The sequence below is a fragment of the Desulfomarina sp. genome, assembly GCF_054039375.1.
Genome location: NZ_JBPLBA010000036.1, coordinates 1 through 15,106, shown reverse-complemented (window position 1 = coordinate 15,106; position 15,106 = coordinate 1). Strand labels below are relative to the sequence as shown.

The following is a 15,106-nucleotide window of genomic DNA, read 5'->3' as shown; positions in this document are numbered from 1 at the left end:
GACTCCGATATCAATTATATGCCTGCGGTAAAATTTCCCGTGTACCTTGATCTTGAACAAAAAGCCTCATTTCTGAACAGACACTAATTCGTAAATTCAGATATTCTGCAGTTCAGTCATTAATGATTTCAGCAGGGGCAGTTTGCTTTGTGCCACCTCCATATTACCGGCCCTGCTGTCTTCTTCAACCGCCAGGGCCACTTCCCGGATACCCTCAATGCCCAGGCTTGCTGCAGCACCTTTGATTGAATGAGCGGCGGAACAGATCTTTTCCGCATCATTGCTCTCCAGACCTTCTTCCATCTGCTGCAGATCATTCTTAAAAGATCCTTTAAAGATTTCCAGCAGTTCCAGCAGCAGTTCCATATCGTCTGCGGCCTGTTCCAAGGCAAACTCCCTGTTCCATTTCAATAAATTCATGGGCAATTCCTTTCTGTCAATCTATGGTATCAGGTCATCTAGAGTCATGTCCAGAACACCATTTCGAAAAATTTTAAGCTTTCTGTTTTGTATTCCAACAATTGTAGAGCAATTCCCGGAAAGAACTCTTTCCTCCTCTATTATAAAATCTACCCTTTCCTTGAAAATTCTCCTTATTTCCTCTGCAGATTTCGCAGGGGGATTTCCGGAAAGATTGGCGCTTGTTGCTGTCAGAGGCTTGCCATAGCAACTCACCAGACGGGTGGCCAGAGGGTGAGGTGAAATTCTGATACCAATTGTACCACTTCCTCCTGTTAAAACTGTTGACAGTTCTTTTCTCGCTGGAAAAATCAGGGTGAGAGGCCCCGGCCAGAATTTATCCATCAGTTTCCGGTATTCAGCCGGTACATAAGTTACGAGTTCAGAAAGCTGATCTCTGTTTTCAACCAGCACAAGTAACGCTTTTTCATGGGATCTTTGTTTTATTCTGTAGAGTTTTTCCAGGGCCTTTTCATTTTCATAATCGACTGCAAGTCCAAAACTTGTTTCAGTCGGGAAAGCAACAATACCACCTTCTTGAATAATATTAACTGCTCTGTCAAATATTGCTGACATGCTGATTGTTTTTTTCCACCTTGTCTGCTTTTTTCTCAACTTCCTCTTCCATTTTTGACCGAAAACGCTCAAGTTTACAACCGAGAGCCGAATCATTCAAAGCCAGGATACGTAAGGCCAGTACTGCACTGTTTTTTGCACCTGCTTTTCCAATTCCCATGGTTGCGACAGGAACACCTGGAGGCATCTGAACAGTGGAAAGCAGAGAATCCATTCCCCTTAGAGATGATGCATCAAGAGGTACACCAATCACCGGCAGATCAGTATGCGAGGCGAGCACACCGGCCAGATGAGCGGCCATACCAGCACCTGCAATAATAAGTTTCAAACCTCTTTTTCGAGCAGATTTTGCATATTGGGCTGCTTTTTCTGGAGTTCTGTGGGCGGAAGCCACCGTTATTTCATAGGAAATATCCATAGACTTCAGAAAATCTGCTGCCACCTGCATTACCGGCAGATCAGAATCACTGCCCATGACGATTCCCACAACCGGTTCATGCTTTCCGCCTGGTCTTTCTCTCAGTGCTTTCGCCCCAATATCTCTGCGATAATAACAGTTTGTCCATTTTATCTGTGCTACAGCTCTGTAAGATCTGTCAATAGCTTCCTTCAGGTTCTTGCCTACAGCAGTGATGCCCAGAACTCTACCACCGCTGGTGACAATTCTTCTGTTTTTACGGGCGGTACCTGCATGAAATACTTCAACACCGGTGACCGCCGCGGCCTTTGTAAGGCCGTTAATGATTTTGCCGTTCTCGTAAGATCCTGGATATCCACCGGAGGCCATTACCACGCATACGGTAGGACGTGGGTCTATTTTCATATCGACAGTATCAAGTTTTCCATCAATGGCCGCTTCAAAAATATCGACAATATCACTTTTCAACCTCATCAACAATGGCTGTGCTTCCGGGTCTCCGAACCGACAATTGAATTCAAGAACATTAATATCATCACCGTCTATCATAAGTCCGGCATACAGCATTCCCTTGTAGGGTCTTCCTTCAGCTTCAAGACCCTTCACCGTTGGCAGCATTACCTTGTTCATCACAAAATCTGCTATCTCGTCGGTAACAACCGGTGCCGGTGAATAGGCACCCATCCCCCCGGTGTTCGGTCCTTCATCATTTTCATAAACTGCTTTATGATCCTGTGAAGTTGGAAGAGGAAGGATAGTTTTTCCATCGGTGAAGGCGATAAATGATGCCTCCTCTCCTGTGAGACAAGCCTCCACGACTACTTTTTCTCCGGCAGAGCCAAAGGCCTTGTCTTTCATGATCAGATCAACAGCCTGCCTGGCTTCTTTTACAGTACCCGCAACTATTACACCTTTCCCGGCGGCAAGACCATCCGCTTTAACAACGATAGGAGCGCCTTTTTTCTCAATATATTTTTTTGCTTTTTTTCTGTCCTTGAACACCTTGAACGAAGATGAAGGAATACCATATTTTTTAAAAAATTCTTTAGTGAACACCTTGCTTCCTTCAAGAATGGCTGCCCGTTTCGTAGGCCCGAAAATCCTCAGGTTATTTTCTTCAAAAATATCAACAATCCCTTCCACCAGGGAAGATTCGGGACCAACCACTGTAAGATCTATTTTTTCTTCCAGGGCAAATTCCAGGAGTTTCTGAATATCTGTTGCACTAATATCCACGCAATCAGCAATTCTGCTTATCCCGGCATTTCCGGGTGCACAATAAATTTTACTGACTTTTCTGCTTTGCTGTATTTTCCAGACCAGGGCATGTTCCCGACCACCTGAACCGACCACTAATATTTTCATAAGTTGCTCCAGTAACAAGAATTTTTATTTTTCGGGTTGTTTATAAAGACAACAGCATGTATATGACATAACCAGATCGAAAACATCTGTACAGGTTTTTTTGAACATTGACAAATGTCACTCGAGATATTACATGAATGAATAGTCATTCATACCTGAATCTGCACTTCAGAAAATGAAAAACAGGATTGTGGTTTTATCTTAATGTATTGCGATATAGTTAATGGAATCAGACATTCATTTTTTGTGAGACTGAACATTTTTCCATTTTCTTTACCCTGCGGGATTGGCAATTTCACCGGACCTGAAGTCTTACAGGCTCGCTTACCTTCTTCGTTATCAATGGTTTGAAGTATGCAAATACGTCAGCGCCATTGAATATTGTATATCCGGTAGGTAAGCGTAAATTCCGAACTTGCCAATTGCGGGATTCGGGTCATAATAAAATTGTGTCGGTTAAGAGTCCACCTTTAAATAGTTTCAGCAATGGCAGCCGTAAATAAACACGCAAAAATCATTTTAGCTGCAACAAAAGTATTTGCCAAAAAAGGTTTCTTTAATTCAAGAATATCCGATATTGCAAAAGAAGCCAAGGTTGCCGACGGCACAATTTACCTCTATTTCAACAATAAATACGACATTCTGCTTTCAATATTTGAAGAAGAAGTCGGAAAAATTTTTGATAAAACCCAACAGCTTCTTGCAAAAGAAGACGATCCGAAGCGGATGCTGGAAATTTTTACAAATCAACATCTGCGTCAAATGAAGAAAAACAAGAACCTGGCGGAAGTCATTCAGATCGAGCTTCGCCAAACCAACAAGGTAATTAAAAACTACCGTAACAATAAATTCAGCTCATATATCAATATTATTGCAGACATCATTAGAAAAGGACAGAGACAGGGGGTTTTTCGTCCTGACATTTTACCCGACGTAGCCAAAAGAGCTTTTTTTGGAGCTCTTGATGAAGTTTCCAGGGTCTGGAATGTTTCCCTGGAAACCCATTATACAGTTGATGAAATAACAAATCAGGTTCTGTCACTCTTTCTGAGTGGAATACTTTTGTAACTGCTCACCGGACAAAAAAGACCGTGAAAATCCGGGGGTGCCTGTGAGTCATGTCAATCAGGCAAAGTCGGAGGGCATAATATCAATCACTTCGAACTCTCTTGTGCCTCCAGGAGTTTTTACAACCACTTCATCTCCAACCTCTTTTCCGAGCATACTTTTCCCTATTGGTGAAAGAACTGAAATGGAACCATCCTTGACGTTTGCTTCCTCGGGTCCGAGCAGTTGATATGTCACTTCTTCCTCAGTATCCATATCGAGGAGCTTCACTATTGTACCAAAAATAACACGATCCGTATTCACTTTGGAACAATCAATAACTTCAGCTCTTGCAAGTTTATCCTTGAGTTCAAGTATCCGACCTTCAATATGCCCCTGTCTGTCTTTTGCAGCATGGTATTCAGCGTTCTCTTTTAGATCTCCATGCTCCCGGGCTGTTTCGATAGCTTTGACCACTTCTCCACGTTCTACTCTTTCCAGATGGATAAGTTCTTCCCGCAACTTGGTGTTACCGGTTTTAGACATCGGTATTCTCTGAACCATTTTAATTAAACCTCCATAAAAAAACCTGCAGGGATCCTTTCCCGGGAACCCGTACAGGGAAATAATCTTACGCAACTATTCACAGGAGCAATAACTCTGTGATTTAAAACTTCTGAACCGGTGTCACTAACTTAAGCGATGAGTCCCATTCTGACATTGTCCGAGGGACGCTATAAACACGTCCATGGGGGCTTGTCTGCAATCCTTCCCGACTGTAGACACCATCGGCCAAGATCAGAATGGGACTGTTTTAAACCATTTTATCTTTAAGTTAATGCCATTGACTTCTGATTAAAAATTGCTTCACGGCCACAGATTTTTCCGGCTCTTTTGTTCGGCTATAGTCTATCTATGCGGAAAAAAAGAGACCGTGAAAAGCCGGTTTGCCTGCGGGTAATTAACATCTTCCTGCTTCCTAATCAACAGTCTGAAGCAAGTTTATACATAAGCTCAAACTCCAACTTGTCACAATTACAGGATTCACAAGTAAAACAAAAACAAATCTGATTACGTACGAAACTCAGCCTGATAAATCAGGCACATTCCCAAGCAGGCTGAGTTTCATGGGTAATCAGAAAAACAAAAAACTACCAGCGATAAAAAAGAGAAAACAGAACTGTTTTTTCTTCAAAATCGGAATTTTTTTGAAAAACAAAATTGCCTTTTAATAAATAATGGTGACTCATTTCAAGAAAAATATCAAATTTCCCAATATATATTGCATTTTCATTGTCTTCATATCCAACACTGTTGTCAAAGATGTAGTAACTGAGAAGCCTGTCGGAACCGTAATTCCCAGAAACAAGATGCTTAAAATGCAGAGTAATTCTATGTTCATCAAATGTATCAGGTTTCCAATAGGTTTTTTCTTCAATTTCCCCATCACCCTCTGCATCACTGCAGTCATTGCAACTGTTGTTTTTGAGGAATTCATAATCATACCGTAAGGCCCAGAGAATCGATTCTCCATAAAGGTTGTATGAAGACCAGCCATGGAAGCCATTCTGTGAATTCCCGTCACTGTAATAGCGGTGCCTGTATGATACTCCAAGGTTCAAACCCAGCGGAGTTTCTGCCGAAAGGCCAATCTCCAGCCCTTCACTGTACATGCTGTCTTTAATCGCAAGCAGAGTATCATCAATTTTCTTTCTGTATCCCTCAATGAAACCGGTGAAAAAATCATCAAGTTGCGAATGCAGTCCAACTGAATAGTAAAATTTTGTTTCGGCATCGTCACTCAACCTTTCAGCCGCAGCCGAAAAAATAAAATCCGTATTTCCCGTCAGTTCAACAGTACCCGTCGATTCCAGAAATGAACTGGTAAGAGAATCGGGCCCTGTCACTTCCTCATATATATTTCTGGAAAATTCAAATTTAATGTCTTTCTGCAGGTCAGGTGTAAACATCAAAGAAAAGCCGACTCCTCTTTTCTCCAGATTCATATATCCACCTCTCCCTTTCCTGCTGACCAGATTAACACTCAGCCCTGTATGGGGACTTATTTTCAGAGAATTGCTTTCAATGGAACTTTCAAGTCGTTCCGAGGTCGTTCCCGAACTCCTGATTGCCTCATAAACCTGTGCCTCTTTTCTGTACTGTCCACGCCGGTCATAGATGGAGGCGAGGTCATAGAGACCTTCCCGGCTTCCTGCATCCTCAAGCATCCGTTTATAATTTCGCTCAGCAGTTTCGTAATCCCTCCTGACTATGGCTTTTCTTGCCAGGTACTCGTTCTCAATCATTTTCTGCCAGGTATAGAGACTGTAATATTCCGCGATGATTTTCCCGGTTTCATTTTTCAGGTTATCTATAAGAAATGGTGGTTGCATCAGTTCAGCTACTATTTCCGGTTTTGTCTGTAAAAGAAATTTCAATGAGTTCCAGAAAGATTTTTCTTTTGTTAAATAAAGATAATAAATCTCTTCAAATTCAAATCTTTTTTCCAATATGTCAACAACCGGCGGATTAAGCAGAAACTCATACAGCTTGAGGGATTCGTTTCGATTTCCCGCTCCCCATTGCATTCGGGCAAAAAGAAGTATTTCTTCAAAATCAACAGCAGGAAGGGGAAAAGATCTATTTGCTAATAATTCGGTAAGGTTTGTATTGTGTTCAACGAGAACAGACAAACCCTGCTGATATCTCTCCAGTTTCCCTTCACTCATTACAAGCTTTTTTATAAAATATTTCTCAGATGGATATCTTTTCACTATCTTTTTGAAAATAGTCACGGGTTCCTTCATTTTCCCTGAATAATAAGAAAATTCCGCAAGAAGATTCATTCCCACAATGGACTCCGGCATATTTTTCAAAACTGTTTTAAGAATTTGTCTGCCAAAATCAAATTCATTGTGATGAAGGGCAGTCAACGCAACCTGGATGAATCTGCTCAATACTGGTTGTCTGTTGATATACAGGCTGTCTTTTTCAGGCCCCGCTTTTGCTTCGGCACCAGAGAGCGTCTCCATTACATGTCTCAGGACCACACGTTCCGGATCAAACTCTTTTATTTTTAAAAGTTCTTTCAACAGCTCTTTGCTTCCATCTATATTTCCATCTTCCAGTAACAGCCAGCAAAGTTTCTTTTTGAGTTTGTATTCCAGATCAGACAGGAACAATCCTTCCTTTTTTTTCAGCCTGAGATTTTCCAGGTTCACTGTTTTCGCAACTGTCTGTTCCACATCCCCTTCCGCCAGACTGATTATTCCTTCCAGGTAATTTTTCTTCCTTTCAAACTTTCTTTTTTCTCTGATCTTGGGATCGGCAGGAAAAAATTGAACAAAACCTTCTTTCCAGACTCTGGCTGCGGAAATATTCCGTACTTCAGCACTGGTTACCGCAAGGTCGAAAAACACCTCAGGGACAGGCCCCTCTTCTGCAACAATTAAACGGAGCAATTCTTCCGCCTTCGCTCTATTACCTCTTGCCCTCAGGCTTTGTGCCTGTAAAAGTCTCAATTTTAAAATATGTTGAGGATTGCTTGCGAACAGTTTGTAATATTTACCAAGAGCAGTATCCAGGGAAGAGAAAAAGAAGTTATAGCGCAGTTGCTCCAGGTAGTTGAATATAAATGAGAAATTTTTGTTTTTTTCCTGGGGATCCGGCGTCCCCTCAAAAAGGAAATTCACCTTGTCAACAAAGCCCAGCCGTCCTGCTAAACGTATACAGGTCTGCCTGAGTTTCAAATCCTTTTCATCTTTTTTCAATCCATTTGCATAAGAAATAAGAGAAGATATCTCCCGGCCGGACATAAATTCAAGATCACCTTTAAGAAGAAAGAACTTTTTGGTGTTTTTAGCTGATTCAGGTAATTTCTCCAGATATTTCAGGGCAAGTGGATAATTTTTCTTTTCCCGACAGATGGAAATTATTTTATAGATCGTTCCGCTGTCCTCGGGATTATGGTGCGAGATGATTTTCAAAACTTCAAAAAGTTCATCTTTTTTTCCTTTCTTTTCAAGAAGAGTTGCCATCTCTCTGTAAATTGCCAGACGGTTAGGAGTAATTTGGGCCAGGTCCCTCCACAACAGCCATGCACCATCATTTTCCACAATGGCTAGAAAATCATTTGCAAGTATTGCCTGAATATTTTTTATTTTTTTCTTAATTTTTCTATCTTCAGGGTGTTTGGCAAGGTATTTTTCCAGGTAGGTGAGTGCCTTGTCAGGACGCCCGGTGGTGTGCAGATAAATTTCAGCAATCTGTTTTAAAAGTGCATCATCAGCATGACTTCTCCGGCTCAGTCGAATCAGATGCGGCAGCGCCGATTCTCTTTTCCCGCCATCGAGATAATAGGCGACAAGTTTTTTGTGGAACGGGAAATAATCACCGGTTCTTCTCAAATACTCCTCCCACAATTGACTTGCCTCTCTTCTGTCACCTTTTTTTTCCAATACCCCGGCGACCAGAAAAAGGATCTTACTGTCAATATGTTTCAACTGTCTGTTTTGTCTTAACAGTGAAAAATAGTGCAGTGCCTTATCGTTTTTCCCAAGGGCTGCTGCTGTCTCAATCAGTTTCTGGACAATACTGGTGTCAGTATTCTGTCGAAGATGGAGTTGTTCCAGCAGAGGCAATAGGACATTCTTCTTTTTTTCACCCTCCAGACTTACAATCATTCCTCCCAGAGCATTGACAGAAAAGCTGCCGTCAGGATCGAACTCATAAACCCTTCCAAACTGTTTCAGAGCTGAATTGTATTTTTTTTCAGAAAGAAAAATTCTTCCTGACCCGAGTAAATATTCATTTTTGGAGGGATTCTTTTCCAACAGAGAATTGATTATTCTGGTTGCTTCTTTGATCAGTCCCTTGTTCATCAGGACTTTGAAATATTCCCAGTTTGCCTCTTCAATATTAGGTTTAAGATTATGTAATTTTTTATACAGTATAACTGCAGAGTCATAATCATCGGCTTTGACTTTTTCTCTGGCATTGTCCCATATTTTCTTCCACCCCGGGACATCCGGGCTTTCCGCCACAACTGTAATAGTCCGGGTCGGTGCTATTTCCGCCGCGACATTAGAGTTGAGTGGGAAAAAAAACAAAATGAGAAAAAAGACTGCAGACGTGAAAAACTTTACAGAAGAAGCCATTCCAAGAGAATATTCGGTCTGGCACGATTGAGTGAAATCCGCTTTCATTCAGAAACTATAGCTCTTCAAGAGATGCAGGAAACAGGGCAGAAACAGAAAATGTCGGACGTATGTTCCTGCCGACACTACTCTTTTCCTGCACTGGACACGTCAGTTTTCAAACCTCGAACAGACTGATTGTGAAAGAATACCAGATTCCATTTGAATATGGTACCCCGTAATCAAACACCAGAGAACGGAGGGATTTCAGGGCAATTACAGTTCAGGGGTAACAAATCCATTAAGTTGTTACCCCCGGGAGCAGTCAGTGTCTGTCCAGAAATAAGGATTTTTGTTTAAGATCAAGGCGCACGGGAAATTTTACCGCAGGCATCTAATTGATATCGGAGTCTACGCTTACCTCCGAGGATAAAATTTTTCCGCCAACGCAGCTATCGGGCAAAAAGACCAACTATGGACAGGCACCAGTTATGATTCAGGTCATGTATAAAAACGCACAATTGTCTGAACGATATGGCGCTGCATTTTTCTTGTCAATTCAGGATAGATTGGTAAGGCTATAGTTTCTTCCGCGGCTTTTTCAGCCTCTGGACAACAGGAACTCGATGAAATCTCCCGGCCGAGACACTCCTGTCTGTGCAGGGGGACCGGATAATAAATTTCACAGCCGATATCATTATCTACAAGCCAGTCACGCAATCGATCTCTTTCTTTTACCCGCAGAATATACTGATTATAAATATGATGATTCCTGTCTTCTGCATTTATTGTTTCAAGGAGGTCATAAACGGATACAGGTAACTGAACAATTCCCTCCTCCACAAGTTTTGTCTCAGTAAAATACCGGTTATAGGCCTCGGCATTTTCTCCCCTTTCACTGTGCCATCTGTCAAGATATGGCAGCTTGACTCGCAGGGCAGCTGATTGAATGGGATCCATTCTGAAATTACCGCCAACCATGCTGTGATAGTATTTCGGCCAGGCTCCATGGTTACGCATCAGGACCAGTTTTTCAGCAAATTCTCTGTCATTTGTAACTACCATTCCTCCATCGCCGATGCCACCGAGATTTTTACTGGGAAAAAATGAAAAACAACCGCACAATCCAAAGGACCCGGCCCGGCCATATTGGATTGAATCTCCATTCCCGGAAGGATACTCGGCCCCAATCGCCTGGGCGGCATCTTCAATAACAGGAATATTATATTGCCCTGCAATTTCCATGAGTCTGTCCATATCTGCACACTGACCATACAAGTGCACTGGAATAATCGCCTTAATTCGTTGTCCCCTGTCCTTTTCAAGAATTTCAGCTACATTTTCAGGATCGATATTGTATGAAACAGGGTCAATATCTGCAAAAACCGGAACAGCTCCAACTCGCAGAATAACACCCATTGTTGCAAAAAAGGAATAAGGAGTCGTCAAAACCAGGTCGCCCTGCCCTATCCCGACGCTCATAAGGGAAATCAGCAGAGCATCAGTTCCGCTGGAAACGGCAACACCATATTCAGTGCCGCAATATTGAGCAATTTCTTCTTCAAGGCCGGTGACCTCAGGTCCCTGGATATAACGGGTTGACCTGACAACCCGGGTGACAGCTTCAATCAGATCATCTTCGAGGTATTCCAGCTGAGCACGAAGGTCTAGCAGAGGTACTTTCATAATATATTTTTTATGTTAATTTTTCGGCAACATTATCCATAAATATCAGGCAGAGAGCCTCTCTTTTTATGGAATTCGCACGATTGTTGCCTTATAATGGTTGGTTCGAGAAGGAAAAAATGAAAGGATGTTTAACGATCAGAGTGGATAACAATTTTTTCACCATCAAAATAGTCTACAATATCAGGCATTTCCGCCTCAAGATATTTTTTCATTTTTTTAAGCAGATTGACTTCAATCTGTCGTACTCTTTCCCGGGATATGGCAAATTTGTCTGCAATATTCTGCAAGGTCAACGGTTCATCCGTCAAGAGCCTTTTTTCCAGAATCATCCTCTCCTTATCATTCAATCTGTCTTTGAGGATATCGAGAAGTTCTGCAAGTTTCACTTTAATCTCTTTTCCGGCAACAGTTGATTCAATTCCAGGACCGTTGCTTGGAAGGAAGTTTTTCTGTTCATCATCAGAGTCGGAACGAACCGGACTTTCCAGGGAAACATCCCAGTTATCCATACGCTGTCCCATTTCTATGACTTCTTTTTCCTTAACATTCAACCTTTCAGCCAGCAACTTCGGTTCCGCCTGAAACCCTTGTGCCTCAAGCAGTTTTCTTTCCTTATTCAGGCTGAAAAACAGCTTTCGCTGGGCCTGGGTGGTACCGATCTTTACCAGTCTCCAGTTGTCCATGATAAACTTGAGCACATAGGCGCGGATCCAGTAGGCAGCATAGTAGGAAAATTTCACCCCCCGATAGGGATCAAACTTTTTAGTAGCCTGAACAAGTCCGACATTTCCTTCCTGGATAAGATCCATGAAATTCTGCATCCAGTATTTCTGGAAATCCATGGCAACTTTGACCACCAGCCGAAGATTTGAGGACACAAGACGGTAAGCTGCATCCTGATCACCCTCCTCCCTGAACCGTATGGCAAGTTCATCGGTTTCTTCTCTGGTCAGCAACTCATATTGGCTGATCTCCTGCAGATATCTGTGCAGGGCCGGATTACTGAGCGCCGGTAGATTTTCTTCATCCGACACTGCGACCAGGGGATTTTCGTACCCTTTTTCTGCGCTTTTTTGAACAGGATCAGTTTTTGTCACTTTACTCATGTATTTCTCTTACGAAAAAAATTGTCCGGAAATATAATTAAATCACGCAGGACAAAAAAATTTAAATTACGGATAAAACTCAGCCTGCAACCTGTGAGCCTGTGCCTGTTTTATCAGGCGTATTTCTATTGTGACTGAGTTTCATGTATAACCAGAAACAAATAATTTAATGTACAATTATTTAAAAAAGTAAACAGCTGATTTACCGGCTCTCTTAAACGTGGTCTTATTTCCTGGGTCCATTTCAATTGTTCGTTATTACTCACCCATAGAAGGTAAATCGTAGTCTGTGAGTAATTTTGAAAAAATTTGAATTTTACTCTACTCGAATTAAAGTGCAATAATTATATACTGTAATTTATAAAACCGCCCTTTATTTTCATGGTACCACAAGAGAGTAAATGTGGAAAATCTATTTTATTAATTCATATTTTATGCTAAGTATCCAACCAATTTCCTTAATTTATTCAAGGTAGCCTCAGGTTGTTTATTTTCCGATCGATCTTCATCAGTAAGTGTCTGTCCAGAAATGAGGATTTTTGTTCGAGATCAAGGTGCGCTGGAAATTTTACCGCAGGCATATAATTGATATCGGAGTCTACGCTTACCTCCAAGGATAAAATTTTTCAGGGAACGCAGATATCGGGCAAAAAGACCAACTATGAACAGGTACTGGTAAACTATTTCTTCTTATCCAGATATTCTTCAACGATGAATAATATTCGTAATTTCAGTATAATAGCCCATATTGACCATGGAAAGTCCACTCTGGCGGACCGTATGATTCAACTCTGCAATATGGTCTCCGAAAGAGAATTCAAAGACCAGCTTCTGGATAATATGGACATTGAGAGGGAGAGGGGAATAACCATCAAGAGTCAAACCATCTGCCTGCCCTACATCTCGGAAGAAGGCAGACAATATTTTCTGAATCTGGTGGACACTCCCGGCCATGTTGATTTCAGCTATGAGGTTTCAAGAGCGCTTACATCCTGTGAAGGAGCACTTCTGCTTATTGATGCCGCACAGGGCGTCGAGGCTCAGACCCTGGCAAATCTGTACCTGGCAATGGAGAATGATCTCGAAATTATTCCTGTAATCAATAAAATCGATCTTCCTTCAGCTGACCCGGAATCCGTGGCCCTTCAGATAGAGGAGGATCTCGGACTGGACAGTGACCTGGTACAGTTCTGTTCCGCCAAGGTCGGAACAGGTGTCAAAGACATTCTCGAAGCGATTGTAAAAAACCTGCCTCCACCGGAAGGAGACCCGGATGCACCTCTTCAGGCTCTGATTTTTGATGCCACCTATGACCCGTTCAGGGGCACAATTATTTCGGTCCGCATTATTAATGGTACTGTAAAGCCAGGCGATATCATAAGATTCATGTCCAATGGCAGAGAATATAAGGTAGAAGAAACCGGACTCTTTAAATTTGAAAAGGAGCCGCAGAAAAAACTTAGTGCTGGACAGGTCGGTTACATACTTGCTGGTATTAAAACTGTTGAAGATACACGGCCGGGAGATACAATTACCCTGAAGGACAACCCATGTCCCGAGCCTCTTCCCGGCTTTCGTGAAGTTCAGCAGGTTGTTTTTTCATCAATTTACCCTATTTCAACAGATGATTATGAAGATCTTGCTGCAGCACTGGAAAAGCTGAAATTAAACGATGCCGCCCTCACTTTTGAAAAAGACTCCTCGGCTGCGCTCGGCTTCGGTTTCAGATGCGGTTTTCTTGGCCTGTTGCATCTGGAAGTCATCCAGGAACGACTTGAGAGAGAATTTGACATCTCACTCATTCTTACTGTACCGTCCGTTCAGTATATTTTCCATCTTGCTGACGGAACACGGAAAATTGTTGATAATCCGGCCCACTTCCCGGACCCTGCACATATTCAAAAAATCGAGGAACCGTTTATCAAGGCCACTATTCTTATTCCCGAAAAATATATGGGGGTAGTCATGACTCTCTGCATGGATCGGCGGGGAGAAAATACAAGTTTCCACTACCCTATGCCCGGCCGGATCGAGTTTCAATGCGAGTTACCCCTTTCGGAAGTTATTTATGACTTCTATGACCGACTGAAATCTGTCACCCAGGGATACGGTTCTTTTGATTATGAAATGCTTGATCACCGCAGGAGTGACCTGGTTAAACTCGATATACTTGTCAACGGGGAAATTGTTGATGCCCTCTCGCAGCTCGTTCACAGGAACAATGCAAGAGCCAGGGGGCTGGCAGCCTGTGAAGTCCTTAAAAATGAAATTCCCCGCCAGATGTTTAAAATTGCCATTCAGGCTGCAATCGGGGGGACCATTATTGCAAGAACAAATGTTTCCGCCATGCGAAAAGACGTTACCGCCAAATGTTATGGGGGTGACATCACCAGAAAACGAAAGCTGCTTGAAAAACAGAAAGCCGGTAAAAAAAGAATGAAAACAGTTGGTAATGTGGATATTCCACAAAATGCATTTCTTGCAGTCTTGAAATCAGATCAATGAACTCCCGCTTCTTTCCATTATTGTTTTTTTCAATCATTCTTCTCTCCGGTTGTGCAACAACCAGGGTGAGTCACGATTATGATCCGTCTTTTCGTTTTGAATTTACTTCCTCTTTTAACTGGGATTCAGAGAAAAACGATAATAACTCTTTCGGTGAGAAAGACGTAAATCAGCTCATGGACAAACGGTTCAGGGACGCCATCGAAAATTCCCTGTTTTCCCGTGGTTTCGAGCTGAAAGAAAATCCTGATCTCCTTGTTTCCTACACCTATTCCATAATTCAGCGACTGGAGACTGATCCTTTTTATCCTTCCTTAGGATATGGATATGGTTTTTTCGGGAGATATGGAGGCATAACATTGTACGATGGTCCCGGGATAAGACAATACAATGTCGGGAAACTGGTGATTTCCATCTTTTATGGGAATACACATGATCTAGTCTGGCAGGGTGTCGGCACAAGAGATGTGTTCACCAGTTCATCTCCCGAAGCCATTACAACAGAAGTGAATGCAATGGTGGAATCAGTGCTCAGACAGTTTCCCCCTTTGCGATAAGGCTGAAAACATAAGAGTCCACAACACCTACTTTTCTGATTACGCACAGACTCAGCCTTACTTGAAAACCTGGGGATGTGCCTGTTTCATAAGCCGTAAATTCAAGAATTACATTGTACTGGTTTTGTAACTACTCACAGGGGTAGCAATTATATGATTTTATTACCTCTGAACTGTAATTGCTCACAGGTGCCGCAGATTTTTGCAGGCTCTTTTGTTCGCTATAGCCTACCTATGCGGACGAAAGAG

Annotated in this window: 10 protein-coding genes; 3 read left to right on the top strand and 7 right to left on the bottom strand. The window is 42.2% G+C overall.

The annotated features are described in order from the left end of the window. Window positions 1-96: 96 nt before the first annotated feature. From ACXLDX_RS02125 to purD, 3 genes are read right to left on the bottom strand one after another with little or no spacing between them, the layout of a single operon-like run. Complete coding sequence (locus tag ACXLDX_RS02125) at window positions 97-420, bottom strand: Hpt domain-containing protein (RefSeq protein ID WP_457575541.1); 324 nt, start codon at window positions 418-420, stop codon at window positions 97-99. 21 nt (window positions 421-441) lie between these two features. After that, on the bottom strand, window positions 442-1,035 hold the full coding sequence (locus ACXLDX_RS02120) for an L-threonylcarbamoyladenylate synthase (protein WP_457575540.1): 594 nt from the start codon (window positions 1,033-1,035) through the stop codon (window positions 442-444). Then, window positions 1,019-2,818 carry a phosphoribosylamine--glycine ligase gene (gene purD / locus ACXLDX_RS02115; RefSeq protein ID WP_457575539.1) on the bottom strand — a complete coding sequence of 600 codons (1,800 nt, stop codon included), beginning with the start codon at window positions 2,816-2,818 and terminating at the stop codon, window positions 1,019-1,021. Before purD ends, ACXLDX_RS02120 begins: the two co-directional genes overlap by 17 nt. Window positions 2,819-3,304: 486 nt before the next feature. On the opposite strand from purD, the gene ACXLDX_RS02110 reads away from it, so the two are divergent. Beyond that, window positions 3,305-3,886: a TetR/AcrR family transcriptional regulator gene (locus ACXLDX_RS02110; RefSeq protein ID WP_457575538.1), complete on the top strand. Its 582-nt coding sequence runs from the start codon at window positions 3,305-3,307 to the stop codon at window positions 3,884-3,886. Between the two features lie 57 nt (window positions 3,887-3,943). Here the strand turns inward: ACXLDX_RS02110 and greA are convergent, their stop codons facing one another. From greA to ACXLDX_RS02090, 4 genes are all read right to left on the bottom strand, one after another. Continuing rightward, window positions 3,944-4,429, bottom strand: coding sequence for a transcription elongation factor GreA (gene greA, locus ACXLDX_RS02105; RefSeq protein WP_457575537.1), 486 nt, complete (start codon window positions 4,427-4,429; stop codon window positions 3,944-3,946). A 587-nt stretch (window positions 4,430-5,016) separates the two neighbouring features. Beyond that, window positions 5,017-9,069, bottom strand: a complete 4,053-nt coding sequence (locus tag ACXLDX_RS02100; RefSeq protein WP_457575536.1) for a tetratricopeptide repeat protein — start codon at window positions 9,067-9,069, stop codon at window positions 5,017-5,019. Between the two features lie 432 nt (window positions 9,070-9,501). Further along, complete coding sequence (locus tag ACXLDX_RS02095) at window positions 9,502-10,686, bottom strand: DegT/DnrJ/EryC1/StrS family aminotransferase (RefSeq protein WP_457575535.1); 1,185 nt, start codon at window positions 10,684-10,686, stop codon at window positions 9,502-9,504. Between the two features lie 131 nt (window positions 10,687-10,817). Further along, window positions 10,818-11,795 (bottom strand): sigma-70 family RNA polymerase sigma factor, encoded by a 978-nt coding sequence (locus ACXLDX_RS02090; protein WP_457575534.1) that lies wholly within the window; start codon window positions 11,793-11,795, stop codon window positions 10,818-10,820. Window positions 11,796-12,506: 711 nt separating this feature from the next. On the opposite strand from ACXLDX_RS02090, the gene lepA reads away from it, so the two are divergent. Both lepA and ACXLDX_RS02080 read left to right on the top strand, forming a co-directional pair. Next, window positions 12,507-14,300: a translation elongation factor 4 gene (gene lepA / locus ACXLDX_RS02085; RefSeq protein WP_457575533.1), complete on the top strand. Its 1,794-nt coding sequence runs from the start codon at window positions 12,507-12,509 to the stop codon at window positions 14,298-14,300. After that, on the top strand, window positions 14,297-14,857 hold the full coding sequence (locus tag ACXLDX_RS02080; protein WP_457575532.1) for a DUF4136 domain-containing protein: 561 nt from the start codon (window positions 14,297-14,299) through the stop codon (window positions 14,855-14,857). The genes lepA and ACXLDX_RS02080 overlap by 4 nt, the downstream gene beginning before the upstream one ends. The last annotated feature ends 249 nt before the right edge of the window (window positions 14,858-15,106 follow it).

Excerpts from the sequence above, each read along its gene's own strand:
- ACXLDX_RS02125 (WP_457575541.1), bottom strand. The coding sequence starts at position 420 with ATGAATTTATTGAAATGGAACAGGGAGTTTGCCTTGGAACAGGCCGCA.
- ACXLDX_RS02120 (WP_457575540.1), bottom strand. The coding sequence starts at position 1,035 with ATGTCAGCAATATTTGACAGAGCAGTTAATATTATTCAAGAAGGTGGT.
- purD (WP_457575539.1), bottom strand. The coding sequence starts at position 2,818 with ATGAAAATATTAGTGGTCGGTTCAGGTGGTCGGGAACATGCCCTGGTC.
- ACXLDX_RS02110 (WP_457575538.1), top strand. The coding sequence starts at position 3,305 with ATGGCAGCCGTAAATAAACACGCAAAAATCATTTTAGCTGCAACAAAA.
- greA (WP_457575537.1), bottom strand. The coding sequence starts at position 4,429 with ATGGTTCAGAGAATACCGATGTCTAAAACCGGTAACACCAAGTTGCGG.
- ACXLDX_RS02100 (WP_457575536.1), bottom strand. The coding sequence starts at position 9,069 with ATGAAAGCGGATTTCACTCAATCGTGCCAGACCGAATATTCTCTTGGA.
- ACXLDX_RS02095 (WP_457575535.1), bottom strand. The coding sequence starts at position 10,686 with ATGAAAGTACCTCTGCTAGACCTTCGTGCTCAGCTGGAATACCTCGAA.
- ACXLDX_RS02090 (WP_457575534.1), bottom strand. The coding sequence starts at position 11,795 with ATGAGTAAAGTGACAAAAACTGATCCTGTTCAAAAAAGCGCAGAAAAA.
- lepA (WP_457575533.1), top strand. The coding sequence starts at position 12,507 with ATGAATAATATTCGTAATTTCAGTATAATAGCCCATATTGACCATGGA.
- ACXLDX_RS02080 (WP_457575532.1), top strand. The coding sequence starts at position 14,297 with ATGAACTCCCGCTTCTTTCCATTATTGTTTTTTTCAATCATTCTTCTC.